This window comes from Amycolatopsis sp. QT-25 (genome assembly GCF_029369745.1).
In the GTDB taxonomy this organism is placed as follows: Bacteria; Actinomycetota; Actinomycetes; order Mycobacteriales; family Pseudonocardiaceae; genus Amycolatopsis.
On the sequence record NZ_CP120210.1, the window covers coordinates 5,352,161 to 5,376,801 of the forward strand.

Here is a 24,641-nt window from a genome sequence, read left to right on the forward strand (position 1 = left end):
GCACGCGAGTTCGTCATTCGCCGGTGGCGACGCGGCGCGCGAGTTCCACCCGGGACCGGACGCCCAGTGCGGTGAAGATGTTCCGCAGGTGGTGATCCACCGTCCGGTGGCTGATCACCAGCCGCCGCGCGATCTCCTTGTTCGTCTCCCCCACCGCCACCAGCCGGGTGATGGCGTCCTGCTGCGGCGTGAGCCCGGCGAGCGAGCGGTACGGCGCGTCGACGGTCTCGCCGGTGGCGCGCAGGCCGGCGCGGGTCCGTTCGGCGAAGCGCTTGGCGCCGACGTTTTCGAAGCCGCGCAAGGCATCGCGGAACTGGTCGCGCGCGTCCCTGGTCCGCCGGTGACGGCGCAGCAGGGTGGCGTAGGCGAACCGGGTCCTGGCGAGTTCCACCGCACCACCCGCCCGCCGGTGCGCGTCGATGGCCAGCCGGAAACGCCGTTCCGCGGTCTCCGGATCCGGCGCGGTCAGCGCATGACAGCGGTGGCTCAGCGCGAGCCAGCACGGTTCCGCTCCGGCCAGGGTCCAGCGGTCGAACACCTTCAGCGCGGCCAATGCCCGCTCGGAACGCCCCGAACCGACAGCGGCCTCGACGAGTTGCGGAGTGGCCAGCACCCGGATCACCGGCTGGTCGCCGGAGACGCCGGAAGCGAGATCTTCGAGCCTGCTCAGCGCGTCGTCGGGCCGGTCTTCGGCCAGGTCCAGACAGGCGTTCGCCCACGCGGCGACGGCGGCGGGCCTGCCGAGACCGCGTTCGGCGATGCCTTCGGTGGCCTCGCCCAGCTCCGGTACGCGGTCGCCGAGGAGCGCGGCGGCCAGCCCCAGCAACGTCAGATGCTCCATCCGCAGGTTGTGGGGCGCGTGCAGACCGTCGCGGGACGCCGCTCGCGCGCACGGGAGCCGGTCGAGCGCGATGGCCGAAAGCGACAGGTAGATCAACGCCCACGGCAGTTCCGCGTGCCGTTCGCCGAGCCGCGCGCGGCTCACGGCGGCGGCCGCGTATTCGTGCGCTCGTTCGGCATGCCCGCGGGCGAAGGCCGCTTCGGCGGCCCAGACGGCTCCGGCGACGTCCGCCCCGGCCATCCCTCGGCCGACGGCGTCGTTCAGGGGGATGACGGCGTCCTCGTGCCGTCCGGCGTAGACCGACGTCAGTCCGCGGAAATGCGAGAAGGCCAGTCCCCGGCCGGCGGGGACCGTCCGCGCGAGCGCGCGGTAGCCGCTCAGATCACCGCCGAGCCGCCGCGCCTCACCCGCCAGCAGGAGCGCGGCGGCCGGATCGGGCAGCAGTTCCGCCGCCGTGCCGAGTTCGTGCGTGGCGACGGCGGGATCCCCGTCGCGCAGCTCGATCTCCCCGTGCAGCAACGCCACCGCGCCCGGTTCGAAGTCCACTTTGGACAGCAGGAGCCGCGCCCATCCCGGTCTGCCCGCCTGCCAGGCCGCGTCCGCCGCGGCCAGCAACCGGTCCGCCCGCGTGGCCGGATCGGCGGTCAGTGCGGCGGCGCGTTCGAGCTGCCGCGCCGCGGCCGCGTGATCCACCGCCGGTGCGGTGGCGAGCGCGTCGGCGAGTGGCGCGGACGGCGTGACGGCCGCCATCGCGCGATGCCAGAGCGCGTCCGGCCCTTCCTCGGCGGAGACCAGCCGCGCGTGCGCCGCCCTGCGGTCGGCCGGTGCCGCCGCCGCGTACCACGTCGCCTTCCTCGCGGACGAGTCCATGCAGGTGGCGAGAAACCGCAGTCGTTCGTCGAACGCCATCGCGGCGAGCTCGGCCGCGTGACGAGACAACCGCTCCCGCAGGATCGGCGACACCGGCTCCCGCCCCGCCGCCTGCGCGGGAGTCAGCGAAGCCGCCAGCGCGACGAGATCGGCGGGGTTCCCGTTGCCCAGTTCGATCAGCTGCGGGCGCACCCCGGCCGGTACGCCGTGATCGCGCAGCACCAGGTCGGCGGCGGATTCGGGCAACGGCGGCAACTCGACGGTGTCGAACTCGTCGGACCCCGATCGCGAGGCGAGCACCATGCCGACCGGGGCACCGGCCAGCCGCCTGCCCGCGAAACCCAGGGCCGCCAAGGATTCCGGATCGACCCACTGCGCGTCGTCCACCCAGCAGATCGTCGGCGCCGAGACGGCGCCGAGCCGGTCCCTGGCCTCCGCGCCGCTGGAGACGGGCGCGCCGAACATCCGATGCAGGGCGCCATACGGCAGCGTGCTTTCGGCCCGCAGGCCCCGCACCCCGACGAGACGGACGCCGAGGGTGGCGCGCAGCGTGGCGAGCAGGGCCGATTTGCCGAGCCCTTCCGTGCCGTGGACCAGCACGGCACGGCCGGCGGCCGACCGCAGCCCGCCGAAGAGGTCGTCCCTGCCCCGCAGCGGGTACACCGGCATCGGCGCCTCCTCGAACTCCCTCTCGATGAAACACCAGGCGCAAGTGTTTCACAAGGTTCTGCTCGGCACCCGTCCTTCCACGAGGGCTCCGAGCAGTGTCGACGCCGCTTCGAGATCGGGGGTCCGGGAGGCGAGGACGTCGGAGTACAGGAACGCCTCTCCCAGCCGCACGATGGCGTAACAGAGGCTGTCCAGGCCGACCGCGGGCAGAAAGCCGCCATCCTCGACGTCGCGGCGAAGCAGCTCGACGTGGGCCGCGATCACCCTCGGCTGGACGCGTCCGTCCGGGTCGGTGAGCAGCCGGATCGCCAGCACCGGCTCGTCGTCGAGAAAGCGCCGGAAGCCGGCGCTCGCCGCCAGAGCGGACCGGTACTCGCGCATGATCGACAGACAGCGCAGTTCACCGGCCGCGTTGCGCACCACGTCGCCCTCTTCGCGCTCCCAGGTGCGCACGGCGGCCGTCAGGGTGCGCTCGGACAGGTAGTAGAGGGCATCACCGAGCAGGTCTTCCCGGTTGCCGACGCGGCGGAACAGGGTACTGCGCGAGATGCCGAGGTCCTGGGCGAAAGCGGAGGTGTCGACGCGGAGGCCGCGATCGATCCACCGGGCCGCTGTGCGGACTATGTCCTCGGCTGCGGGATTCACGATCGCCGATCGTACGGGCGACCCGCCCGGCGGGGACGGTCGCGGAGCAAGACTGGCGATTTCACCGATGCAGCCCGCTCCGGCCGTTTGCCACAGTCCCTCACCACGGACCGTGTTCACCGGCGAACGGAGAGGGCAACATGCGTAGTACGACCCGGATCCTTTGTGGACTGGCCACCGTCGCGGCACTCACTATCGCTCCCACGGCCTACGCCGCCGAGAATCCCTACGAACGGGGCCCGGACCCGACGGAGAGCAGCATCGAAGCCTCCCGTGGCTCGTTCGCGGTGTCGCAGACCTCCGTTTCGAGCCTGGCCGTCACCGGATTTGGCGGCGGCACCATCCACTACCCCACCAGCACCGCCCAGGGCACGTTCGGCGCGGTCGCCATCTCGCCGGGATTCACCGCGACCCAGTCGAGTATCGCGTGGATCGGCCCGCGGCTGGCGTCGCAGGGCTTCGTGGTGTTCACGATCGACACCACCACGATCTACGACCAGCCCGACAGCCGCGGTGACCAGCTGCTGGCCGCGCTCGACTACCTGACCCAGCGCAGCACGGTCCGCTCCCGCGTCGACACCACCCGGCTCGCGGTGGCGGGCCACTCGATGGGCGGCGGCGGTTCGCTCGAAGCGGCACAGGACCGGCCTTCGCTGCAGGCGGCGGTGCCGCTCGCGGCATGGAACACCCAGAAGTCGTGGTCCTCACTGCGGGTGCCGACGTTCGTCATCGGCGGCGAATCCGATTCGGTCGCGCCGGTCGCGTCGCATTCGATCCCGTTCTACACCAGCATTCCCGCTTCGTCGGAGAAGGCGTACATGGAACTGGACAACGCGAGCCACTTCTTCCCGAACACCGCGAACACGACCATGGCCAAGTACACGATCTCGTGGCTGAAGCGGTTCGTGGACAACGACACCCGCTACGAGCGGTTCCTCTGCCCCGCCCCGGACGACCGCACGATCAGCGACTACCGGGACACGTGTCCGCACGCCTGAGCGTCTTGGTTCCCGGCGCGCCCGCGCCGGGACCTCCTCTCTCCGTTGGGAGTTCTTGCGTGACCCTGTCGACCTTCGAGATGTCCGGCGTGTCGGTGACCTTCGGTGGTCTCGTCGCGCTGTCGGACGTCTCCCTGAGCGTCGCACCCGGCCGGGTGCTCGGCGTGATCGGCCCGAACGGGGCGGGCAAGACCACGCTGTTCAACGTCGCGTGCGGTTTCGTCCGCCCGGACGCCGGCACGCTGGCCTGGCGCGGCACGGAACTGCGGCGGTTGCGTCCGCATCACCTCGCCGGCCTCGGCATCGCCCGCAGCCTGCAGGAGCTCGGCCTGTTCGACCGGATGACCGTGCTGGAGAACGTGCTCGTGGGCGCGGGAAGGCATGCGAAATCCGGCTTCTGGACTTCGTTGCTGGGCATGACGAAGACCGAGAAGGCACTGACCGAGCGGGCGATGGCGCGGTTGACCGAGTTCGGCATCGCCGACCTGGCGCAGCGTTCTCCCGTCGGTCTCCCCTATCCGGTACGGAAAAGGATCGCGCTGGCGCGAGCGCTGGCGGCCGAACCGGATCTGCTGCTGCTGGACGAACCGGCGGGCGGCCTGTCGTCGGCGGAGATCGACGAGGTCGGCGCACTGGTTCGCGGGTCGACCGAACGCATGTCGGTGCTGCTCGTGGAGCACCACATGGATCTGGTGATGGGCGTCTGCGACGAGATCGTGGTGCTGGACTTCGGCAGGGTCATCGCTCACGGGACACCGGACCAGATCCGCGCGGATCCGGCGGTCCAGGCCGCCTACCTCGGCGAGGAGGTGGCCGATGCTGACCGTTGAGCACCTTTCGGCGAGCTACGGCCCGGTGCGCGCGCTCGATTCCGTGAGTCTTTCGGCCGCGGAAGGCGAGATCACCGCGGTGCTCGGCGCGAACGGCGCGGGCAAGACCACCTTGCTGCGGACCATCTCCGGGCTCGTCCGGCCGACAGGTGGCAAGGTGTCGCTCGCGGGACGGGATCTGCGAAGACTGTCCACAGAGGACCTTCCGGCGCTCGGGCTCGCGCATGTGCCCGAAGGCCGCGGTGTACTGGCCCAACTGACCGTCGAAGAGAACCTGCGCCTCGGCGCGCTCGGGGCCCGCGGCCGCGCGAAGGCGGCCGATCTCCGCCGGATCTACGACCTCTTCCCGGCGCTCGCCGACCGCAAGAACGGTCTCGCGCACGTCCTTTCCGGCGGGGAACGGCAGATGCTGGTCATCGGCCGCGCACTGCTTTCCCGGCCGAAGGTGCTGCTGCTCGACGAGCCGTCACTGGGGCTCGCGCCCCGCATCGTGGCGCGGATCTTCGGCCTGCTGCGCGGCCTCGTCCACGACGAAGGACTGGCCGTCGTCCTGGTCGAACAGAACGCGCGCAGCGCGTTGTCCATCGCCGACCACGGCGTCGTGCTCAACCTCGGCGAGGTCGTCGTCCGGCGCGACGCGGCCGCGCTCGTCGCGGACGACGGCCTCCGGCACGCCTACCTCGGATTCTGAAAGGAAGCCCTGTGCAGCAACTGCTCACCACCGCGCTCACCGGCCTGACACTGGGCGCGGTGTACGCCGCGTTCGCGCTGGCGCTGGTGCTGATCTGGCGGGCGACGCGGATCGTGAACTTCGCGCAGGCGCCGATGGCGGTGATCACCACCTACCTGGCGCTGGTCCTGATCGACGCGGGCTGGTCGTACTGGGCCGGTTTCGCCGTGGCCCTGGTCTCGGGCCTCGTGCTCGGCGCGCTGGTGGAACGGTTCGTCGTCCGGTTCGTCGACGGCAAGGCCGAGCTCAACGCCGTGATCCTCACCCTGGGGTTGTTCATCGTGCTGCACGCGCTGGCGGCACTGGTGTTCGGCTCACGGTACCGGTCGTTCCCGGCGCCGTTCGGGCTCACCGGGTTCCGGGTCGGCGACACGACGATCGCGCTGACCGGGTTCGGGGTGTTCACCATCGCCGCCGTCGGCGTGGTGCTGATCGGGCTCGTGGTGCTGTTCCGCGGTACCGATCTGGGCCTGCGGATGCGGGCGGCGGCGTTCGACCGGGAAGTGGCCCGCCTGCTCGGTGTGCGGGTCGGGCGGATGCTCACCCTCGGCTGGGCGCTGGCCGCGCTCACCGGTTCGCTGTCGGGCTTGCTGATCGCCGGCGGCGGGCTCGTCCATCCGTCCTATCTGGACGGCGTGGTGGTGTACGGCTTCGTCGCCGCGGTGCTCGGCGGGCTGGACAGCCCGGCCGGCGCGGTCGTCGGCGGCGTCGTCCTCGGCCTGTCGTTGAGCCTGGTGAGCGGCTACGTCGGCGCGGAACTGGTACCGCTCGCCGCGCTGGTGCTGCTCATGGTGGTGCTGCTGCTCAAACCCGGCGGCCTGTTCGCCGGCGTCCGTGAACGGAGGGTCTGACTTGCTGCGCGGTCATCTGCTGGGCGCGCTCGCCGCGCTGGTCGTCGTCGTCCTCGTCCTGGAGAATTCCGGGCCGTTCCTCACCGCGCAATTCACCACGATGGCGTACCTCGCCATCGCGGCGGGCGGTCTGACCGTCCTCACCGGACTCAACGGGCAGCTCTCGCTCGGGCATGGCGCGTTGATGGCCGTCGGCGCGTACTCGACGGCGCTCCTGCTGAAGTCGGCGGTCTTGCCGCTGCCGGTGATCCTGCTGCTGGCGATGGTGATCACGCTCGCCGTCGGGGCGCTGGTGGGGGTCGCCGCGGCCAGGCTGCACGGACCGTATCTCGCCGGGGCGACACTGGCGCTCGCCGTCGCCGTGCCCGGCATCCCGTTGTTCTTCGGCGAGGCGCTCGGCGGCGAGCAGGGCTTGCCCGTGCGCATGCCGGACATACCCGGCCCGCTGGCCGACGCCGCGTACTTCGTCACCGGCCAGGATCTCACGTCGATTCGTTATCTCGCTTACCTTTCGTGGCTCACGGTGGTCCTCGTGTTCGTCCTGCTGGCGAACCTCTCCCGCGGCCGCGTCGGACGTGATTGGCGAGCGGTGCGCGACCAGGACGTGGCCGCCGAACTGGCCGGGATCGACCTCGGCCGCACGCGGGTGCGGGCGTTCGTCGTCAGCGCGGGATGCGCGGGCCTGGCCGGAGCGTTGATGGCGTTGTCGGCGCGGCTGGCGGCGCCGAGCGGGTTCGCGCTGACGTTGTCGCTGCTGCTCGTGTCCGCGGTGGTGCTCGGCGGTCTCGGGAGCCTCACCGGGGCACTCGCCGGTGCCGCGCTGCTGACCTTCCTGCCGCCGCTGGTGACCGGCGCGGGCACGGATCTCGGCCTCTCCGACGTGCGGGCCGCGCAGCTGGCGCCGTTGAGCTACGGCCTGGTCACCGTCCTGATCGTGCTGCTCGCCCCCGCCGGCCTCGCCGGGGGGCTGCGGAAACTCATCCACCGGAGGAGAACTTCATGAAACGCTGGACCAAGGCCGTGGCCGTCCTCGTGGCCGTCACGGTCACCGCGGCCTGCGGCGCGGGCGGCAGACCCGAGGGCGAGCAGCGGGGTTCGACGGTCGGTGTCACCGACACGACCATCAAGATCGGCGCGCATTTCCCGCTGACCGGGGTCGCCGCGCCGGGCTACAGCGAGATTCCGAGCGGGCATCAGGCCTACTACGACTACGTGAACGCGAACGGCGGCGTCAACGGCCGCGAGATCGAGTTCGTGGTGAAGGACGACGGCTACAACCCCACCAACACCGGCGCCGTCACCAACGAACTGGTGCTCAAGGACGAGATCTTCGCCATGGTCGGTGGCCTCGGCACACCGACGCACAGCGCCGTCGTCGACTTCCTGAACACCTCGAAGGTGCCGGACCTGTTCGTGTCGTCGGGTTCGCTGCGCTGGGGCGACGATCCCCAGAAGGCGCCAGTCACCTTCGGCTGGCAGCCGGACTACGAGATCGAAGGCAAGATCGTCGGCGACTGGGTGCGGAAGAACCTGCCGAACGCCAAGGTCGGCCTGTTCCTCCAGGACGACGACTTCGGCCGCGACGGCGAGAAGGGCGCCCGGCGGTACCTCGGCGACCAGATCGTGGAGGTCGCGAAGTACTCCCCTGGCAACACCGACATCGCTCCGCAGATCGCTAAACTCAAGGCCGCGGGCGTGGATCTGGTGCTGGGCTTCACCGTCCCGTCGTACACCGCGCTGTCACAGCTCGCATCGCTGAAGATCGGGTTCAAGCCGAAGTGGTTCTACAGCAACGTCGGCTCCGATCCGGCACTCGTCGGTTCGCTGCTCGCGCGGTTCTCCGAAGGCAAGGTGGCCAACGGCGCGTCACTCATCGACGGCGTCGTCACCACCGAGTACCTGCCGGGTGTCGACGCGCCGGACAACGCGTGGACGAAGCTGTGGCAGAACGTCTGGAAGGCGCACGGCAAGGACGGCGACCTGACGAACTACCGCATCTACGGGATGGCGCAGGCGTACACGTTCGTCCAAACGTTGCAGGCGGCCGGAAAAGACCTGACGCGGGAACGTGTCGTCGAGGTGATCCAGCAGTCCGGGAAGGGGTTCGAAGGCCCGGGGCTGGCGCCGTTCCGCTACTCCGCCGACAGCCACCTCGGCATCTCCGGTATGTCGGTGGTCGAGCTCAAGGGAGGCGTCGCCAAGGACCTGACGCCGGTACTGGTGACCGACCTCGGCGAGGCACCCATCAAGGCGGACAACTCCGCGGCGAACGACGCGCCGCCGCCCAACGGGATCCCCGGCGGCTGATGCCTCACGTACTTCGGGCAGGGTGAAAGTCGGGTCTCAGCGGCTGCGCCGGTGCGCCTGAGGCGATTGGGGTACATGAAGGCCCCCTTCCTTGCGTCTAGCGCAAGGAAGGGGGCCTTCATGTACCCCTGCGAGAGAGAACCACGGCGGCGGCCTAGCGGGCACTGGGGTTGTGATGTCCCTTGTGGACTGTCAGAGCCACGCCAGGCCCTTCGGCGATTTCGCGCCTGCCTCCGACTTCAGTACGCCAAGTTTGCCTTACCCCGCAAGCTTCCGTCGGCTCACTTCGCCGGCAACACGCGTCCCCGCACCTCGCCGAACCCGATCCGCGAGCCGTTCGCGCCGGGGGCGGTCCCGGTGATCACGACCTCGTCGCCGTCCAGCAGGAAGGTGCGCTCCTCCCCCTTGACCGTGAGCGGTTCCTTGCCGCCCCAGGACAATTCGAGGAACGCGCCACGCTGGCGTTTCTCCGGCCCGGAGATGGTGCCGGAGCCGTAGAGGTCGCCCGTGCGCGAGGAGGCGCCGTTGACCGTCAAGTGGGCGAGCATCTGCGCGGGCGACCAGTACATCTCGCGGAAGGGCGGGCGGCTGACCTCCTCGCCGTTCCATTCGACGACCAGGTCGATGTCGAGGCCCCACGAGTCACTCTCCCTCAGGTAGGGCAGCGGCTCCGGATCCGTCTGGCCGGGCAGCGGGACCCGCGCGGCCTCCAGCGCCAGGATCGGCACCACCCAAGGAGAGATCGACGTCGCGAAGCTCTTGCCGAGGTGCGGGCCCAGCGGGACGTATTCCCACGCCTGGATGTCGCGGGCCGACCAGTCGTTCAGCAGGACGGCGCCGAAAACGTGGCGGGGGAAGGCATCCGGTGTGATCGGAGCGTTCAGCGGGGTTCCGGTGCCGACGATGAACCCCATCTCGGCCTCGATGTCCAGCCGCGTGCTCGGCCCGAACACCGGCGCCCGGTCGGCGGGGGCCTTGCGCTGGCCGCTCGGGCGCACGATGTCCGTACCGGAGGCCAAAACGGTGCCGGACCGTCCGTGGTAGCCGACCGGGAGGTGTTTCCAGTTGGGCAGCAACGGTTCGGCGTCGGGACGGAACAACCGGCCGACGTTGGAGGCGTGGTGCTCGGAGGCGTAGAAGTCGACGTAGTCCGCGACCTCGATCGGCAAGTGGAGGGTCACCCGTTCGATCGCGTGGACCGCGTCGCCGGGGACCTCGCCGTCGACCAGGTCGCGGATCCGCTCCCGGACCGCCACCCAGCGGTCGTGTCCCTGCGCCATGAACGGGTTCAGCGTCGGCGCGGCGAAGACGTCGTCACCGAGCGCCACGGCCAGGTCGAGGACGGAGTCACCGACGCGCACGCCGACGCGCGGGGACGCACCGTCGACGGAAAACATGCCGTACGGCAGGTTGTCGATCCCGAACAGCGAGCCTGCGGGGATGTCGATCGTGGTCATGCCTCTCCTCGGGGCGCCTCGAGCAGGCCGAGTCCGGCCAGTTCGGTCAGGGGGTCGGTGATGCTGCAGGTGCCGAACGACGTGAACGCCGCGCGGACGGCGGCGACGCGATCCGCGTCCAGTGCCCGAAGCCGTCCGGCGATGACAGCGCCGTCTCGTTCGGCGAGAACGGCTTCGGTGTCACCGCCGGTGAGGGCGGCGTCGGTGGCGAGCATCAGGTTGAGGAAACCGTGCTGTTCGAAGCCGGTCTCCTGGTCGGTGTTGCGGAGGGCGTGGTGCAGTCCGGCGGTGGCCTTGAACGGAACGCCCGCTCCGACGGCCGCCCGGACCGCGGCGGCGAGTTCGGCTTCGCCGGGATACAGGTCCGCCCGGACGCCCCCGGTGCGGAACTTCGCGCGGTGGCCGGTGCCGGAAAGGGCGGTCAGCAGCGGGAGACGCCGGTCGTCTCGGGGGATCTCGACGAAAACCGGTGCGGTGACGCCGGAAATCGCGGCGAGCACCTCGTCCGGGCCCATCCCCTCCGGGACGGCGATCTCGAGCGCGTCGAGGCGCACCGGCAGCGAGGCGACGGCTTCGCGCGCACCGTCGAGTTGCGCGGGCCCGCCGGGCAAGGTCACCGAGACCGGCAGTGGCGTCTCCCGGTCACCCAGTACGCCTGCGAGGTCGCCGAGCGCGGGGGCGGCGACGACGAGCGGGCCGACGAGGTCGGCGTACCAGGCGGAGACGTGCTCGTCGTGTGCCGCGACGGCGTCCGGCAGCGGGGCCAGGCCCGGCGGGAACACCGCGGCGTCGTCGCACAGCCCGGCGAAGAGCGCGGGAATTCGTCCGCCGTCCACCGTGGTCTCCTCCTCGCCGATTTAGTTCACACTTTGACTACTCTTCGGGCAGCGTAGTCCGGTCTTCGTCATGTCGGGAAGGCCTACTTGCGGCTCCGGGCGCCGAATTCGGCGCGGCTCGTGATCAGCTTGCCCAGCAGCAGGACGAGGATGCGCTGTTCGGTCTCGGTCAGCGCGTTCGTCCAGCCGAATTCGCGCTCGTTGTGCTCGCGGAAGACCGAGACCATCTCCTCGTGCCCGGCCTCGGTCAGCGACAGTTGCACCGAACGGCCGTCGCGCTCGTCCGGGACCCGGTGGAGCATCCCGTCCGCGACCAGCGTCTTGACCAGATTCGACACCGCCGCCCGGCTCATCCCGGTCAGCCGGGCCGCGCCGGTCGGTTCGAGCGGTCCGGCCAGCCAGACCACGAACAGCAGCCGGAACGCCGACCACGACCGGCCACGTGGCCGGTGCACCGCGGCTTCGAGATCGTAGGTCACCAGGTCGGAGGCGCGATTGAGGGTCAGCAGCACCTCGGTCGCGAGCTGGTGCCGGAAGCCGTACTCCTGCGCGAGCCGCCGGTTCGCCAGCGCCACGAACGACCAGAAGTCGAGCCCGGCCGCATCCACAGCGTCCATCGCCGAACCCTAACCCGGCTCCACGAAAATGGTCAAAATCGAAACTATCGCGGAGCAAGAAGGTGTGACAGTGCGTCTCGGGTGCCGCTCCGGCCCAGCTCGAGTCCGCCGCTTAGGCGACCTTGCCACCTGCCTGGAAGTTCCTCCACTGCAAACCCATGATCTTGGATGTTTCTCCATAGCGAATTGCCTGTCTCTGCCGGTTTGCTGAAGCCATGAACAGAACGCAAGTGCCCTCGGGCACCGCCAGGGCCGTCCGGGTGGCCGCCGGAGATCTCGTCCGGGTGGTCGACGTCGAAGGAGGCCAGGTCGGCGACGTGTTCGCGTTCACCGACACCGGGGCCGAACTGGCCGAACAGCACAGCGCGGCGCACACCCGCGCCGGGATCGACCGGCTGTTCCCCGTGGTCGGCGAGTCCTTCCTGACCGACCTGCGCCGCCCGATCCTGACCTTGGTCGAAGACACCTCACCCGGCGAGCACGACATGCTCGTCCCGGCCTGCGACCCGGCCCGGTACGCCGCGCTGGGCGCGCCGGGCCACCGGTCCTGCGCCGGGAACCTGCGGGAGGCGCTGGGCGAAGCCGGCCTGGGTTTCCCGGGTCCGACGCCGCAGCCGATCAACGTCTTCATGCGCGTCCCGGTCGGCGAAGGGGGACACCTGAGCTGGTTGACCGCGTCTTCGCGGCCGGGCGACGCGGTGACCCTGCGTGCCGAACTCGACTGCGTCGTCGTGGTCTCCGCCTGCCCACAGGATCTCGTGCGCATCAGCGACGCCGGACTCACCCCGCTCGCCATCGAAACCATCCCCTTTGGAGGAACCCCGTCATGACCACGACCGTCGGACACGCCCACCCCGCGCTGGCCCCAATCACGCTCGGCGGCCTCGCGCTGCGCAACCGGTACGCCGTCGCCCCGATGACCCGCGTCTCCGCGAGCCCGGACGGCACCCCGACCGGCGAGATGGCCGACTACTACGCCGAATTCGCCCGCGGTGGCTTCGGGTTGGTGTTCAGCGAGGGCACCTACCCTGACACCGCGGCCAGCCAGGGCTACCTCGACCAGCCGGGACTCGCGCGGGACGAACACGTCGCGGGCTGGCGCGTGGTCACCGCCGGTGTACGCGCGGCGGGTGGGCGGATGATCGCCCAGCTCATGCACGCCGGGGCGATCTCCCAGGGAAATCCACACGGAGTCCCCGCCGTCGCTCCTTCGGCCGTCCAGCCGCGCGGGAAGATGATGCGCGCGTACGGCGGCTCCGGTCCTTGGCCGGTCCCCCGCGAGCTGACCACCGCCGGGATCGACGACGTCGTCGACGGTTTCGCGGCCGCGGCCGTGCGTGCCCGCCAGGCCGGGTTCGACGGCGTCGAGGTGCACGCGGCCAACGGTTATCTGCTCGACCAGTTCCTCACCGACTACACCAACCACCGCACGGACTCCTACGGCGGGCCGGTCGCGAACCGGATCCGGCTGACCGCGCGCGTCGTGACCGCGGTCGCCGAGGCCGTGCCGGAGCTGGTCACCGGCGTGCGGCTGTCGCAGACGAAGGTCAACGACTTCACCTATCGCTGGCCCGGCGGCCGCGACGACGCCGAGGTGATCTTCGCCGCGATCGCCGAGGCCGGCGCGCAGTACCTCCACATCGCCAGCGAGGGCCGGAACTGGCTCGAAACGGCGAAACTGGCCGACGGTGGCACCATCACCGCCCTCGCCCGGCAGGTCACCGGGCTGCCGGTGATCGCCAACGGCGGGATGCACGACCTCACCCAGGCGCACGAGGTCCTCGCCGTCGGGCACGCCGACCTGCTCTCACTCGGGCACGGCGCGCTGGCGAACCCCGATCTGCCCGCCCGCGTCGCCGCGGCGCAACCGCTGGCCGAGTTCGACCGGGCGATGGTCTCCCCGACGGTCACGGTGGCGAACGCGCGCCGCTGGCGGGAAAGTCGGCAAGCGTGACGGAACCAAGCTGGCACGGCGGCGCGGCCGCGGTGGCGACCCTGACCTTCGACGTGGACGCGGAAACCCCGATCCTCGCGCGAGGACGGGGTTACGCCGACCACCTGTCGACCATGTCCCATCAGGCGTACGGGCCCCGGGTCGGGGTGCCGCGCATCCTCGGCCTGCTCGACGAACTGGCCGTGCCCGCGACGTTCTTCGTGCCGGGCTGGGTCGCCGAACAGCGGCCCGGCCTCGCCGCCGCGATCGTGGAACGCGGGCACGAGGTGGCCCACCACTCCTACAGCCACCGGCCGCCGACCGCGATGACCGCGGCCGAACAGCGTGCCGATTTCGAGCGCGGCATGGCGGTCTTCGCCGAACAGGGCATCGAAATCAGCGGGCATCGCGCGGCGGGCTGGGAGTCCACTTGGGACACTCCGGCGCTGGTGGCGGAGCACGGGTTGAGCTACGACTCCTCGCTGATGGCCGACGACCGGCCGTATCTGCTCGAGACCGGGGCGGGCCGGATCGCGGAGCTGCCGGTGCACTGGTCGCTCGACGACTGGGAGCAGTACGCGTTCCTTCCCGCGCCGGAGATCGGCTCGGTGATCACCTCCCCGGTGCGGGTGCTGGAGCTGTGGCGCGCGGAACTCGACGCGATGCGCCGCTATCGCTGCCTGTTCAACCTGTGCCTGCACCCGTTCCTGTCGGGCAGGCCCGGACGGCTCGCCGCGGTGCGCGCGCTCGTCGAGTTCGGGCTCGGCCTCGGCGACGTCCGGTTCGCCCGGTGCCGGGACGTGGCGGCCGCGGCGCTGGCCGATCCCGGTCTGCCCACGGAATCGTTGCGGCGCCTGGAAATCGACCCGGCGGTCTATCCGGATTGAGCCGCCTCCAGCGCCAGGAACAGGTCGACCCGGTCCGCGGTCCGGCCGACGTCACGACCGGTCAGCTCGGTGACCTTGGCCAGCCGGTTGCGCAGGGTGTTGACGTGCACGTACAGCGCCGCGGCGGTGGCCGCCCACTGGCCGTCGTGGTCGAGAAACGCCCGCAGGGTCGTCTCCAGGTCGCCGTCGCGGACGCGATCGTGCTCGCGCAGCGGGCCGAGCAAGGCGTCGGCGAAGGTGTGCTGCCACTGCTCGTCGTGCGATTCCAGCAGCAGCCGATAGCTGCCCAGTTCCGCGAAACTCGCCGCCACCGGGCCGCCACGCCTGCCGCGAAGCACGCGGCAGGCTTCGCGGCTGCGCGACAACGGCACGCGCAGTCCCGCCGCGCCGGACACGGGATCGGCGAGCCCGACGACCACGCGCCCGCCGTCGACCCGGTGTGACACCGCCGCCGCCAGCCGGGGCGCGAACGCCGCGGGCGACTGCCTCCCCGGCCGGAACGGCAGCACCGCGACGACGTCTTGGCTGCCCGCCGCCACGACCGCGGGCAGCCCGTCCGCCAGCAGGAAATCCGTCACGGCCTCCGCCATCCCGTGCGGCGTCGCGGCGTCACCCGCGCACGCCAGCGCGATCACCGCCAGCGGCCCGTCCGGATCGACCCCGAACGCCCGCAACCTGCCGGGCACCTCCGCGACGCGTTGCGCGCCGGAGAGCACCATGTCCAGCAGTTCGACGGCGAACCGCATCTCGATGGCCTGCACCGCCTGATGCCGGGCCACCTCCAGGCTGAGGTAGCGAGCGGTCTGCTCCAGCGCGTCCCGCTCCTCGCGCGTCAGGTCGGCCGCGGGACGCAGGCACAGCAGGGCGGCGTCCGCGTCACCGATCGCGCCCACCGGGAACAACGCCGCCCGGGTCCCCGCGCCGAGATCCGCCTCCAGTGGCGGCGGACGCCCGGCCAAGGCCTCCGCCGCGGCGCGCGACTGCCCGGCGTCCAGTTCGGCACCGGCGGACGCGAGTTCCCGTCCCATCCGGTCCACCACCGCCAACGGCAGTTCGTGCTCACGGCGGAGCACCGCGAGCACCCCGGCCGCGCCCGCACCCCTCGACAGCGCCGAGGTGAGTTCGTCTCCTCGGCGTACCAGCGACATCAACGCGTTCTGCCGATCCGTGGCCTGGATCGCCGCCGCCGCGCGGGTGACCGCCGTGAACGGCACCGCCACCGAGATCTCCAGCAGCGGCAACCCGGCTTCCCGGCACGCCTCGGCGAGCGCCGGCGGGGTGTCGCGTTGCTCCACACGCAGCCCGAAGATGATCCCCGCCGCTCCGGCGCCGACCACCCGCGCGACGAACTCCGCGGGGGCGACGCGGTCCAGCCACAGGCCGTTGGTCAGCACGACCTCGTGCTCGCGCACGTACGGTCCGGGATCGGGCAGTTCGGTGTTGTGCACCCACAACACCTGCCCGGTCAGCGCCCCGTCGCGGCCGGGGACGACCACCCGCAGTCCGAGACCCGCGTCTTCGACCAGCGCCGCCAAGGTCAGCATGATGGTGAATATAGGTGTCCGCTGACCTTCTCCGCCGTCCTGGCGGGCGCCGTCCTGGCGGGCGCCGTCTGGTTCGCCCCGGCCGAACATCCTGCTGTGGGCTGATCCGCTCACAGCAGAGAAACCGGCGGACGCCCGCGCCCCGGCGGCATGGTCGGGACATGACCGACTACGAGAAACAGCCACTCTTCGACCAACGGCTCCGGGAACGGTTCTTCAGCCAGCGTGTGCTGGTCCTCGACGGCGCGCTCGACGACGACAACGGCACGGTCCTCACCACCCAGTTGCTGTCCTTGGCGAGCGAGGATCCCCGCAAGGACATCGCGTTGTGGATCCACTCGCCGGGCGGTTCGGTCCCCTCGATGCTGGCCATCCGCGACGTGATGCGGCTCGTGCCGTGCGACGTCGCCACCCTCGCGCTGGGGCTGGCGTGCAGTGCCGGGCAGTTCCTGCTTTCCGCGGGCACCCCTGGCAAACGGTTCGCCCTGCCGCACGCGCGGATCCTGATGCACCAGGGTTCGGCGGGCATCGGCGGTTCGGCCGTCGAGGTGGAAGTGCAGGCGGACGATCTGCGCTACACGCGGGACACGGTGCTCGGCCTCATCGCCGACGACACCGGGCAGCCCATCGACCGGATCTTCGCCGATTCGCTCCACGATCGCTGGTTCACCACCGGGCAGGCACGCGAATACGGCTTCATCGACCACATCGTCGAGAGCCTCGACCAAGTCGTCCCCGTCCGCACGCACAAACTCGGCCTCGGCACGGAAAGGGGTGCGGGCGTATGAGCACCTACACCATCCCCAACGTCATCTCCCGCAGTCCCGCCGGCGAGCGGATCATGGACGTCTACTCGCATCTGCTGTCGGAGCGGATCATCTATCTCGGCACCGCGATCGACTCCGGCGTGGCGAACGCCCTGATCACGCAACTGCTGTATCTGGAGGCGGACAACCCGGAGCAGGAGATCAACCTCTACATCAACACCGAGGGCGGCGACCCGTCGGCGATGCTCGCGCTGTACGACACGATGCGCTTCATCAAGGCACCGGTGGCGACGACCTGCGTCGGCCAGGCCGTGGCGGCGGGCGCGATCCTGCTGGCGGCGGGCGAGGCGGGGCACCGGTTCGTGCTGCCCCACACCCGGGTGGTGCTGCACCAGCCCGCCGCGCAGGGCCGCGGCACCATCCCGGACCTCATCCTGCAGGCCGACGAGGTCGTGCGGGTGCGGACGCAGTTGGAGGAGATCCTTTCCGCGCACACCGGCCGGGCCGTCTCGGATCTCCGGCACGACACCGACCGGGACCGCGTGTTCGACGCGGCCGGTGCCGTCGCCTACGGACTCGCGGACCGCGTGCTCGACGAACGCGCATAGGCGCTTGTCCGGTGAGTCCCTTCGGCGGGCTTCGTGTTCCAGGGAGTTCCCGGCGGTGCGGGCGGCTCGGCCTCCGACCGGGTCCGTACTCGACAGACCCGTCCGTGCCGTCAGGGAACCCCTGGGCGCGAAGACCGCCGACAAGACTTACCGGAAAGCGCCTACGCGGCCATGAGTACCGGCCCTCGCGGGCGGCGGCCGACCGCGAGGCCCGTGCTGCCGCCCCGGCTGATCGTGCCCGCGATACCGAAGAGGAGGTCCGCCAGGTCGATCCCGAGCGCGCCGGTGACCGCGGCGATCATCTCGCTGGACGGTTCCTTGCGGCCGCGCTCGATCTCGGAGAGGTACTGCGGGGAGATCCCGGCGCGTTCCGCGACGTCGACGAGGCGGCCGCCCTGTTCCTCACGCGCGGCGCGCAGGTTCTTGCCCAGTACGTCACGCCACAACGGCTCCGGTTCGGAACGCTTCGGCTGGAAAGGGAGGATGTCCGCCATACGGTCATCGTGACAGCGCGCCGGCGCCCACGGGCGCCGTTCCGCTCAAGGCGAAACCGGGCCCCGGAACAGGGCGCCGCGCCTCGATGCCGAAGCCCCGGCAGTCCATGAGCCGGACCTCACCCGCGAATTCGCGCGTGAAAGCCCTCTTCCCCGGTTCAATCGGGGAAGAGGGCTTTCACACGCTGGAAGCGCGGGAGATCAGTCGCGGACGCCCTTGATGGCGTCCTTGATCTTCTCGCCGGCCTGCTTGACGTTGGCCTTGCCCTGCTCGGCCTTGCCTTCGGTCTGCCACTGCTCGTTGTCCGTGGCGTTCCCCACGGCCTCCTTGGCCTTGCCCTTGAGCTCTTCCGCCTTGTTCTCGGCCTTGTCGTTCATCAGGGCCTCCCTTCGTTGTCCGCTATTTGCGGGGTACCCAGCCTCCGCGTCCGAAAACGGGGTATCCGCTGTGGCCCTCATCTCTCGCTCCCCGTATGGCCGCACGGGTACACCGTCTTCGCGGTGAGCGCTTCGCACGCCGGGCAGTTGTTCACCGGCCGTTCGCGGCGGCCCCAGTACGGATGGACGGCCCCGCAGAGCGCGGTGACCCGCGCACCGAGGCCGGGATCCGGGTTGCAGACGGGGCAGTAGGCGTGCGCCGCCCGCTCGATTTCGGCTGTCATGCTTCTCCTCCGGGTGAGTCCGAGGTCCGGCCGTACCGGTCGTTATGGACGTACCGATGACGAGTGAACCGCCGTCCCCCGATCGTGGCTCGCCGGGCCCCTGAATGGCCGATGTGCCGTTACTGCGTCCGGTTCTATCGTTCGGACGCATGGCTAGCGACTTGCAACGGCGCAAGATCTCGGGCGTCTTCGCCGCGATGGACGCCGACGGCGACGGATTCCTTCGGGAGCAGGACTTCCAGGCGCTGGCCGAGCGCTGGGCGCGCCGACGCGGGCCGGGTGACGAGCGCAGGCTGACCGGAATCATGCTGAGCTGGTGGACGACGTTGCTGGCAGCCTCGGATGCCGGCCACGACAAGGTGACCCTCGACGAGGTCCTGCTGGTGGTGGACAAGCTGCCGGACACGCCCGAAGCCGTGACCGCGACCGCCGACGCGATGTTCGAAGCGATCGACGAGAACCGCGACGACCTCATCTCCGCGGCGGAGTACCACCAATTGATCGAGGTGTGGAACGGCCGCCCGACCGACACCGACACCACCTTCCCGCTGCTGGATTCCGACGGCGACGGGATGCTGTCCCGTGACGAGTTCGCCGCGCTGTGGCTGGAGTTCTGGGCGGGTGACGACGCCGAGGCGCCGGGCACCCTGGTCTTCGGACCACTCGCGGCCTGACGCTTCTCCTCGGCTTCTCTTGTTCCGGCCGCTGTGTGTTCCCGCGCTCTGTGACATCGTGGAGACGACAGCGTGGGAGGAGCTGATCGTGGCGTTTCGAGCGGTCTTCGGAGCCAGGAAGCGACATCATCCGATCCGGGTTTCCTTCAGTGCCTTGCTGCGGGTGACCGACGACGACCGGTACGTGCTGTTCGATTCACCGGCCCGGCCCAGTTCCTACGGGCCACCCGGCGGTGTGGTCAAGATCCATCCTCCCGCCGGGCGGATCCTCGAATCCTGGGGATTCCGGCCCGATCGTACGGCCGAAGGCGCCGATCGGATGAAAGGCGACCTCCGGGGACTGCTCCCGGCCGATTCCCTGCGCCCGTTCCGGGAATGGTTCGACACCGGCGCGTACCGGGAAACCGCCGCCGAATGCCTGCGCCGGGAGTTGCGGGAAGAAATGTCGGAAGTGGGCCTCGGCGCACCGGGATCGGCACTCGGGTCGCTGACCTTCGATCCGATCCGCACGGTGCGGGAAGGGCCCGGCGCGGTACCCGGGAAGCCGTACCTGCAGTTGCGTAATTTCGAGGTGTACGAACTGGCGACACGGTCGCCCGAAGCCGTCCGGTTACGCCGGGAACTGGTCGAGGCGGGACACGACGACGGGTGCCCGGGAGTGATCTGCGCGGGCTTCGCCGACATCACCCACGGCCGCCTCGGCCGTGCGCTCATCGCGCCGCAGAGCGCGTTCCTGGCCGGATCGACGCGCATCGCCGCCGACCTTCCCTCGCTGCGATGATCGGCATCGTCAGTGGCGACGCGCGGCTCGGCGGGGTCCGCTTCGAACTGCCGCACACGCGTCCGGCGTCCGCACCCGCCGGTCCGGGGTACTTCGAGGTGCATGGGCGGTTCACGCTCGAGCAGGCACGGAGTGAGATGCCGTTCGTGGCGGCACACCTCGTCATGGGATTCGACGACCCGCGGATCGAAGTGCCGGAAGCGGCGGGGCAGGCCGTCGAGCCGGGCAGTCCGATGGCGGTCGGCGAACCACCCGGAGGGTGTGGCTGGCTGCTCGGCGATCCTTTGGGAGACACCCCGATACCGGCCGCCGGAGCGGTGCGAGCCCTGCTCCGCGCGCCGGCGGAGCTGAGGATGTTGTCGGGTTTCGTCCGGCTGGACGCCACCGTCCTGACCGGTCGCGGCCGTCCGCGCCGCGCGCACGGCGGTTGCCCACCGGTCCGGTTCGAGACACCGCCACCGGAAGGCTGGGCACCGGCCGTGGTCCCCTCCACGCCCGCTACCGATCTCGCGACGCCGGCCGTGCGGTTGTGCGTCGCCGTGGACACCGAGTCCTACAGCCGGTTCACCACGAGCGAAGCCGCCCGTTCCCAGCAACGGCTTCTCGACGTGCTCGTCCACGCCCGGGAGCAGGCCGGGCTCCGCGAGGCGAACGTCGACCTCCAGCATTCCGGCGACGGGCAGTTCGCGATCTTCCCCGCCGGGATCGACGAATCGGTGGTCATTCCCCGGTTCGTGGCCGGGCTGCGGACCGCGCTCGCCGTGACCAACGCGGACCTCAGCCCGCATGCCCGGCTTCGGCTGCGTGTCGCGCTTCATCGCGGGCACGTGGCGGCGGGGGTCAACGGCTGGATCGGCCACGCGCCCATAGCCGTGCACCGGTTGCTGGACAGCGCTCAGGTCCGCGCCGCGCTCCTGCGTGCGAGCGACGCGGACTTCGCGTTGATCGTTCCGGAAGTGCTGTTCACCGACGTCATCGCGGACGGATCGGCCTCGCTGGACCCGGCGAGCTTCGAGCCGGTCGAGGTACGGATACCGGAGAAGAACTTCGCCGAACGGGCGAGGGTGCACGTGCCGGGACGCTGAGCCGGCGTCACCCGCGCCATCGCTGCCACCGAGCCTGCCGGTGGGCTTCCGGCATCCGTGAAGGTCTCCTTGAGGGACCCAGAGTCCCTCAAGGAGACCTTCACGGAACTCCCTCAGTGTTCCTTGCGGAACAGCACCGGGACCTCCCCGCCCCGCCCGTGACCGTCGCCGGTCATCATCGACGCCCTCGCCAGCCGGTACGCCGGTTCGATCGCCAAGCCGGCCGCCAGCGCCTGATAGAAGCCCACACTGAAGTCCATCGCGGATCGATCCCCGATCCAGCTGCGCATCCCGATCACGTAGTCGATGTGTTCGGACAGCGCCTTCGCCATCGTCTCGCTGTAGCAAGCGTTGACGAGGACGCACTCGACCGTGCCCGCCATCTCCGCGAACAACGCGGCGACCCCGGTCACCGGAAGCGGTTGTTGCCCGCCACCGGCGTTCTCGGCGATGAACCGGCCGTCTTCGTCGCCGTGCCCGGAGAAGTGCACGATCCGCGGCTTGTGATCGAGCAACGCCTGAGTGAGGTCCCGTGGTCGCAAAGCTCCGTGATCGTCCAGTTCGAAGCGCTCGCGATGGGCGCTCTTGCGCAAGGTCTCCTTGATGTCGCGGACTTCTCTCGCCAGCCTGAGCCGCTGTTCGCTGTCCGGGTTCGCGGAGAGGTAGAGAATCCGGATCTGCCCGGAGTCCGCTTTCCCCGCCTGGCTGACCTGCACCGTGAATCTCCTGGAGATCTGGACCCGCTGCGCGGTCCTGTCGGCACAGACCGCCATCACGTGCACCGGCACCTCCCGGCCGGCTTCGCTTGCCCGCAAGGGAAACTCGAACGACGCTTGCCCACCGGGCGGCAAACTCCCGAACTCGGCGAAAGTCCCGCCGGGGTCCACTGTGAACGGTCCCCGCAGGCTCACCTTCCCCCACTCGATCGGCGTCGGGCCGATGTTGGTCAGCGACCCGCGCAGGATGTCCCACTCGCCGTGGGTCAGGACCGGCGTGGCCAGCGCGACCTCGAACCGCGGCGGCGGCGCCTTGATCTCCTCGACCGGCGGGGCGACCACCAGCGGTGCGCTGAAGTCCGGGACCCGGCAGGCGGCTCCGCGGGGGTCACGGAACGAGAAGTTCGCACCCGCCGTCCAGGACCCGGCCCGCAACGGGCGGACCCGGACGACGGCGCTGCGGCTTTCCCCGGGTGCCAACCTGCCCACTTCGAGCTCTTTGCTGCCGCGCACGGCCGAAACCTGCGGCGGCAACCGCAGTGTGAACACGACGTTGGTGCAGACCCCGGCCCCGTGGTTGGTCAGCCGGACGGTGAGGTCGGTGGCCCGGCCGACGTTCAACCCGTCGGTGAGCACCTCTGCCGTGATCATCCGTGGATCCCTTCGAGCAAGGTCGCCCGTACGTGATGCGTCCGGTTGCAGGTGTCGCAGTGCACGGCGGAGCGGTTACCCGGGACCGGCAGGACCTCCGGAGGCGCGGCGAAGGCTTCGTCGATTCCCACGATCACCTGGTGTTCACGGCACAACGGTTTGCCGCAGTGGTGGCAGACCGCGTCGACGGCCACGCCTTTCTCTTCGTCCTCGCGGGCGTTGCAGTCGCCGCATTCCCAAACCATCTCAGTCCTCCTCTTCCCACGAGCCGCCTCGCCGGTCGGCCACGGCCTGCTCGTTCTCGAGTTCGGCGTCCAGTTGCCGGAAGAGCTGTTCCGAGATGCGTCCCTCCAGCACGGCGTCCCTCAAGTCCCTCCGGCGCCGGTGTACTTCGTGCGATCGGGTGGACGCCTCACCACTGTCCCGTCCGGCGTGCCGAGGCCGGTACGAATCGTCCGCGGCCCGGCCGTTCGCTTCGGGGCGCTTGCGTTCCTGGAGGGTTTCGCTGACTATGTCGCTCAGGCCGTACCAGACGGACTTGATCCGTTCTTCCATCTCTTCGCTCGCGTAAGCGCCTTTGACCGAGAGCCGGACCTTGCTGTTCCCCGCGATCGCGTGGATGTCTCCGCCGTAGATCTCGTCACCCGCGAGCCCGACGTAGAAATCGACCGGGTACACCCCTTCGTAAAGCCGGCCACCGATGTCCCAGGCACGGGTGAGGGCGTTCGCCCGATCCCCGCTGCGCGGGGAGTGGCCGATGACCCACTTGACGTAGTAGCCGCTTTCGCTCATCGCGTCCGTCAGCGCGATCAGCGTTTCGTGGTCGGGGATCACGCCGGGGAATTCCCGGCTTTCCGGGCACTGCACGAGGTCGTCGCGTTTCTGGTCCGGTACGACTCGCACGTCCTGATAACGCACCCCGCTCAGACTCAGCGAAATGCCGGCGGTGACCTCGGTCTTGACCTCCATGTCCCGGTGGTCACCGTTCCGGGGGCCGCCCATCGGATGATGGAAGTCGACGCCCTCGAGGCCGGAGAGCGCCCCTTTGAACGAGACGACCATGGAACCGGTGATGACGTCGCTGAGCTGGATCCGGTCCTCGAACCGCACCGACAGGGTGAGCCGGTGATCGGCCTTGGCCCCGAGTGGCAGCTGCTTCCACTCGATCAGCCGTCCGCCGGTCTCCGGGTCCGCCTGGCTGCTCACCGTCGGCCCTTCGGAAGCGAACTCGATGTTCCCCCAGGAAACGGGCACGTACAAGGTCAGCCGCTCCACGCGGTCCGCCTCGAGGGTCGCCTCGTCCGAGGGCCAGTTGCCCAGCCACTGCAGATCAAGCTGGAGCGCGCGCTGATCCGATTCGGGGACCAGTGCGGGGGTCAGCCACAACGGGATCTTGTCGACGTCCAGCCCGCCGGACAGCCGGTGAGCGAGCCTGAACCGCCATTTCGCGCCCGCTCGGCTGTCCCGCCCGGCCAGGAAAGGATGTTCGCTCGTGAACCCGGACAGCGGCAGCACCGGGGGCCGGAACCCGGGGTCGACGAACTCGAGCCCGGCCCTGCCGGTCAGGACCGCGTACCCGGCCGAGAACTCGATGTCCTCCCCCTCGTCGAGCCGGAACTTGTGGCGATAGGCGCCGAGACGGTCCTGGTCAGGACGGCCGAAAGTCATGTCCAGGGCGATTTCGCCTTCGACCGGGGTCATCGAACTGTGGTAGGTACCGTGCTCGTCGAGGGTCAGACTGCCCTGCACGACCTCGCGGACCCGGATGGAATCGATACTCGGCACCACCGGCAACGGCGGCCGGTTCGCCAGCGCCGTGGCGATCCGGCGGTGGTTTTCGTACCAGGCCAGCCCGCCGCCCGCCAGCCCGGCGAGAAGCAGCGCCAGCCCGAGCGGCATCCAGACGAACATGAGCAGGAGACCGAGTCCCGCCACCGCCCCACCGAGCCAGACGTACTTGTCGATCGGTGGTTTGACCACGTGTTCGTGGTCCGCGCAGTGCTGGGGTTCGGCCTTCTGGAAGCCCAGGTCGCCGAACTCGCTGGTGAGGACGGAGCCCGAACGGTGCTCAGGGCAGAGCGGGCGTCCACAGTGGTGGCACAGCGCCGCGATCTTCGGTGAACCGCAACGATGACACCGGGGCCGGGGCGCGCGAGCCCGGATCGTGATCGACATTTCTCGGCATTCC

At 70.2% G+C, this 24,641-nt stretch carries 26 protein-coding genes; 14 read left to right on the forward strand and 12 right to left on the reverse strand.

The genetic code is table 11. The features are described from left to right. Positions 1-13: 13 nt before the first annotated feature. Both P3102_RS24665 and P3102_RS24670 read right to left on the reverse strand, forming a co-directional pair. Positions 14-2,380: a LuxR family transcriptional regulator gene (locus P3102_RS24665; protein ID WP_276362138.1), complete on the reverse strand. Its 2,367-nt coding sequence runs from the start codon at positions 2,378-2,380 to the stop codon at positions 14-16. 48 nt (positions 2,381-2,428) lie between these two features. Beyond that, on the reverse strand, positions 2,429-3,025 hold the full coding sequence (locus P3102_RS24670; protein WP_276362140.1) for a QsdR family transcriptional regulator: 597 nt from the start codon (positions 3,023-3,025) through the stop codon (positions 2,429-2,431). A gap of 140 nt (positions 3,026-3,165) precedes the next feature. Here P3102_RS24670 and P3102_RS24675 point away from each other — a divergent pair, with 140 nt between their 5' ends. The 6 genes from P3102_RS24675 (at position 3,166) to P3102_RS24700 (ending at position 8,741) form a co-directional block, all read left to right on the forward strand. Continuing rightward, positions 3,166-4,023, forward strand: coding sequence for an alpha/beta hydrolase (locus P3102_RS24675; protein ID WP_276362142.1), 858 nt, complete (start codon positions 3,166-3,168; stop codon positions 4,021-4,023). 80 nt (positions 4,024-4,103) lie between these two features. Then, the gene (locus tag P3102_RS24680; RefSeq protein WP_276371337.1) at positions 4,104-4,853 is read left to right on the forward strand and encodes an ABC transporter ATP-binding protein; all 750 of its coding nucleotides are present in this window, start codon (positions 4,104-4,106) and stop codon (positions 4,851-4,853) included. Continuing rightward, entirely contained in the window at positions 4,840-5,544 is a 705-nt protein-coding gene (locus P3102_RS24685; RefSeq protein WP_276362143.1) for an ABC transporter ATP-binding protein, read from the forward strand. Before P3102_RS24680 ends, P3102_RS24685 begins: the two co-directional genes overlap by 14 nt. Positions 5,545-5,555: 11 nt before the next feature. Continuing rightward, positions 5,556-6,434: a branched-chain amino acid ABC transporter permease gene (locus P3102_RS24690; RefSeq protein ID WP_276362145.1), complete on the forward strand. Its 879-nt coding sequence runs from the start codon at positions 5,556-5,558 to the stop codon at positions 6,432-6,434. Between the two features lies 1 nt (position 6,435). Then, positions 6,436-7,437 (forward strand): branched-chain amino acid ABC transporter permease, encoded by a 1,002-nt coding sequence (locus tag P3102_RS24695; RefSeq protein WP_276362147.1) that lies wholly within the window; start codon positions 6,436-6,438, stop codon positions 7,435-7,437. Next, complete coding sequence (locus P3102_RS24700; RefSeq protein ID WP_276362148.1) at positions 7,434-8,741, forward strand: ABC transporter substrate-binding protein; 1,308 nt, start codon at positions 7,434-7,436, stop codon at positions 8,739-8,741. Before P3102_RS24695 ends, P3102_RS24700 begins: the two co-directional genes overlap by 4 nt. A 281-nt stretch (positions 8,742-9,022) precedes the next feature. On the opposite strand, the gene fahA is transcribed toward P3102_RS24700, so the two are convergent. The 3 genes from fahA to P3102_RS24715 form a co-directional block, all read right to left on the reverse strand. Continuing rightward, a complete protein-coding gene (fahA, locus tag P3102_RS24705; RefSeq protein ID WP_276362150.1) occupies positions 9,023-10,198 on the reverse strand; it encodes a fumarylacetoacetase in 1,176 nt (391 codons plus the stop codon). Further along, positions 10,195-11,034 (reverse strand): hypothetical protein, encoded by an 840-nt coding sequence (locus P3102_RS24710; protein ID WP_276362152.1) that lies wholly within the window; start codon positions 11,032-11,034, stop codon positions 10,195-10,197. The genes fahA and P3102_RS24710 overlap by 4 nt, the downstream gene beginning before the upstream one ends. A gap of 83 nt (positions 11,035-11,117) precedes the next feature. Next, the gene (locus P3102_RS24715; protein ID WP_276362154.1) at positions 11,118-11,651 is read right to left on the reverse strand and encodes a MarR family transcriptional regulator; all 534 of its coding nucleotides are present in this window, start codon (positions 11,649-11,651) and stop codon (positions 11,118-11,120) included. Between the two features lie 215 nt (positions 11,652-11,866). Between P3102_RS24715 and P3102_RS24720 the strand changes: the two genes are divergently transcribed. From P3102_RS24720 to P3102_RS24730, 3 genes are read left to right on the forward strand one after another with little or no spacing between them, the layout of a single operon-like run. Continuing rightward, positions 11,867-12,481 carry an urea carboxylase-associated family protein gene (locus P3102_RS24720; RefSeq protein ID WP_276362156.1) on the forward strand — a complete coding sequence of 205 codons (615 nt, stop codon included), beginning with the start codon at positions 11,867-11,869 and terminating at the stop codon, positions 12,479-12,481. Further along, positions 12,478-13,605: a tRNA-dihydrouridine synthase gene (locus P3102_RS24725; protein WP_276362157.1), complete on the forward strand. Its 1,128-nt coding sequence runs from the start codon at positions 12,478-12,480 to the stop codon at positions 13,603-13,605. The genes P3102_RS24720 and P3102_RS24725 overlap by 4 nt, the downstream gene beginning before the upstream one ends. Next, a complete protein-coding gene (locus tag P3102_RS24730) occupies positions 13,602-14,471 on the forward strand; it encodes a polysaccharide deacetylase (protein WP_276362159.1) in 870 nt (289 codons plus the stop codon). The genes P3102_RS24725 and P3102_RS24730 overlap by 4 nt, the downstream gene beginning before the upstream one ends. On the opposite strand, the gene P3102_RS24735 is transcribed toward P3102_RS24730, so the two are convergent. After that, a complete protein-coding gene (locus tag P3102_RS24735) occupies positions 14,459-16,015 on the reverse strand; it encodes a helix-turn-helix domain-containing protein (protein ID WP_276362161.1) in 1,557 nt (518 codons plus the stop codon). The genes P3102_RS24730 and P3102_RS24735 overlap by 13 nt on opposite strands. Before the next feature lie 161 nt (positions 16,016-16,176). On the opposite strand from P3102_RS24735, the gene P3102_RS24740 reads away from it, so the two are divergent. Together P3102_RS24740 and P3102_RS24745 are read left to right on the forward strand one after the other, a co-directional pair. After that, the gene (locus P3102_RS24740; RefSeq protein WP_276362172.1) at positions 16,177-16,803 is read left to right on the forward strand and encodes an ATP-dependent Clp protease proteolytic subunit; all 627 of its coding nucleotides are present in this window, start codon (positions 16,177-16,179) and stop codon (positions 16,801-16,803) included. Further along, complete coding sequence (locus tag P3102_RS24745; protein WP_016335566.1) at positions 16,800-17,390, forward strand: ATP-dependent Clp protease proteolytic subunit; 591 nt, start codon at positions 16,800-16,802, stop codon at positions 17,388-17,390. Before P3102_RS24740 ends, P3102_RS24745 begins: the two co-directional genes overlap by 4 nt. A gap of 161 nt (positions 17,391-17,551) precedes the next feature. Here the strand turns inward: P3102_RS24745 and P3102_RS24750 are convergent, their stop codons facing one another. From P3102_RS24750 to P3102_RS24760, 3 genes are all read right to left on the reverse strand, one after another. After that, complete coding sequence (locus P3102_RS24750) at positions 17,552-17,884, reverse strand: helix-turn-helix transcriptional regulator (protein WP_276362178.1); 333 nt, start codon at positions 17,882-17,884, stop codon at positions 17,552-17,554. Positions 17,885-18,085: 201 nt separating this feature from the next. Further along, positions 18,086-18,262 carry a CsbD family protein gene (locus tag P3102_RS24755; RefSeq protein ID WP_276362180.1) on the reverse strand — a complete coding sequence of 59 codons (177 nt, stop codon included), beginning with the start codon at positions 18,260-18,262 and terminating at the stop codon, positions 18,086-18,088. A gap of 77 nt (positions 18,263-18,339) precedes the next feature. Next, complete coding sequence (locus P3102_RS24760; RefSeq protein ID WP_276362181.1) at positions 18,340-18,546, reverse strand: hypothetical protein; 207 nt, start codon at positions 18,544-18,546, stop codon at positions 18,340-18,342. A 149-nt stretch (positions 18,547-18,695) separates the two neighbouring features. Here P3102_RS24760 and P3102_RS24765 point away from each other — a divergent pair, with 149 nt between their 5' ends. From P3102_RS24765 to P3102_RS24775, 3 genes are all read left to right on the forward strand, one after another. Continuing rightward, positions 18,696-19,220, forward strand: a complete 525-nt coding sequence (locus P3102_RS24765) for an EF-hand domain-containing protein (protein WP_276362182.1) — start codon at positions 18,696-18,698, stop codon at positions 19,218-19,220. Between the two features lie 88 nt (positions 19,221-19,308). Next, positions 19,309-20,001: a hypothetical protein gene (locus tag P3102_RS24770; RefSeq protein WP_276362184.1), complete on the forward strand. Its 693-nt coding sequence runs from the start codon at positions 19,309-19,311 to the stop codon at positions 19,999-20,001. Continuing rightward, positions 19,998-21,086 (forward strand): hypothetical protein, encoded by a 1,089-nt coding sequence (locus tag P3102_RS24775; protein ID WP_276362185.1) that lies wholly within the window; start codon positions 19,998-20,000, stop codon positions 21,084-21,086. The genes P3102_RS24770 and P3102_RS24775 overlap by 4 nt, the downstream gene beginning before the upstream one ends. Positions 21,087-21,199: 113 nt before the next feature. Here the strand turns inward: P3102_RS24775 and P3102_RS24780 are convergent, their stop codons facing one another. From P3102_RS24780 to P3102_RS24790, 3 genes are read right to left on the reverse strand one after another with little or no spacing between them, the layout of a single operon-like run. Then, positions 21,200-22,453, reverse strand: coding sequence for a CHAT domain-containing protein (locus tag P3102_RS24780; protein WP_276362187.1), 1,254 nt, complete (start codon positions 22,451-22,453; stop codon positions 21,200-21,202). Next, positions 22,450-22,698, reverse strand: coding sequence for a hypothetical protein (locus tag P3102_RS24785; protein WP_276362188.1), 249 nt, complete (start codon positions 22,696-22,698; stop codon positions 22,450-22,452). The genes P3102_RS24780 and P3102_RS24785 overlap by 4 nt, the downstream gene beginning before the upstream one ends. 1 nt (position 22,699) lies before the next feature. After that, complete coding sequence (locus P3102_RS24790; RefSeq protein ID WP_276362190.1) at positions 22,700-24,628, reverse strand: hypothetical protein; 1,929 nt, start codon at positions 24,626-24,628, stop codon at positions 22,700-22,702. Between the last annotated feature and the right edge of the window lie 13 nt (positions 24,629-24,641).

What these genes read in the sequence shown, in the direction of transcription:
- P3102_RS24665 (WP_276362138.1), bottom strand. Translation starts at nt 2,380, where the DNA reads ATGCCGGTGTACCCGCTGCGGGGCAGGGACGACCTCTTCGGCGGGCTG.
- P3102_RS24675 (WP_276362142.1), top strand. Translation starts at nt 3,166, where the DNA reads ATGCGTAGTACGACCCGGATCCTTTGTGGACTGGCCACCGTCGCGGCA.
- P3102_RS24680 (WP_276371337.1), top strand. Translation starts at nt 4,104, where the DNA reads ATGTCCGGCGTGTCGGTGACCTTCGGTGGTCTCGTCGCGCTGTCGGAC.
- P3102_RS24685 (WP_276362143.1), top strand. Translation starts at nt 4,840, where the DNA reads ATGCTGACCGTTGAGCACCTTTCGGCGAGCTACGGCCCGGTGCGCGCG.
- P3102_RS24700 (WP_276362148.1), top strand. Translation starts at nt 7,434, where the DNA reads ATGAAACGCTGGACCAAGGCCGTGGCCGTCCTCGTGGCCGTCACGGTC.
- fahA (WP_276362150.1), bottom strand. Translation starts at nt 10,198, where the DNA reads ATGACCACGATCGACATCCCCGCAGGCTCGCTGTTCGGGATCGACAAC.
- P3102_RS24715 (WP_276362154.1), bottom strand. Translation starts at nt 11,651, where the DNA reads ATGGACGCTGTGGATGCGGCCGGGCTCGACTTCTGGTCGTTCGTGGCG.
- P3102_RS24720 (WP_276362156.1), top strand. Translation starts at nt 11,867, where the DNA reads ATGAACAGAACGCAAGTGCCCTCGGGCACCGCCAGGGCCGTCCGGGTG.
- P3102_RS24725 (WP_276362157.1), top strand. Translation starts at nt 12,478, where the DNA reads ATGACCACGACCGTCGGACACGCCCACCCCGCGCTGGCCCCAATCACG.
- P3102_RS24735 (WP_276362161.1), bottom strand. Translation starts at nt 16,015, where the DNA reads ATGCTGACCTTGGCGGCGCTGGTCGAAGACGCGGGTCTCGGACTGCGG.
- P3102_RS24740 (WP_276362172.1), top strand. Translation starts at nt 16,177, where the DNA reads ATGACCGACTACGAGAAACAGCCACTCTTCGACCAACGGCTCCGGGAA.
- P3102_RS24745 (WP_016335566.1), top strand. Translation starts at nt 16,800, where the DNA reads ATGAGCACCTACACCATCCCCAACGTCATCTCCCGCAGTCCCGCCGGC.
- P3102_RS24750 (WP_276362178.1), bottom strand. Translation starts at nt 17,884, where the DNA reads ATGGCGGACATCCTCCCTTTCCAGCCGAAGCGTTCCGAACCGGAGCCG.
- P3102_RS24755 (WP_276362180.1), bottom strand. Translation starts at nt 18,262, where the DNA reads ATGAACGACAAGGCCGAGAACAAGGCGGAAGAGCTCAAGGGCAAGGCC.
- P3102_RS24760 (WP_276362181.1), bottom strand. Translation starts at nt 18,546, where the DNA reads ATGACAGCCGAAATCGAGCGGGCGGCGCACGCCTACTGCCCCGTCTGC.
- P3102_RS24765 (WP_276362182.1), top strand. Translation starts at nt 18,696, where the DNA reads ATGGCTAGCGACTTGCAACGGCGCAAGATCTCGGGCGTCTTCGCCGCG.
- P3102_RS24775 (WP_276362185.1), top strand. Translation starts at nt 19,998, where the DNA reads ATGATCGGCATCGTCAGTGGCGACGCGCGGCTCGGCGGGGTCCGCTTC.
- P3102_RS24780 (WP_276362187.1), bottom strand. Translation starts at nt 22,453, where the DNA reads ATGATCACGGCAGAGGTGCTCACCGACGGGTTGAACGTCGGCCGGGCC.
- P3102_RS24785 (WP_276362188.1), bottom strand. Translation starts at nt 22,698, where the DNA reads ATGGTTTGGGAATGCGGCGACTGCAACGCCCGCGAGGACGAAGAGAAA.
- P3102_RS24790 (WP_276362190.1), bottom strand. Translation starts at nt 24,628, where the DNA reads ATGTCGATCACGATCCGGGCTCGCGCGCCCCGGCCCCGGTGTCATCGT.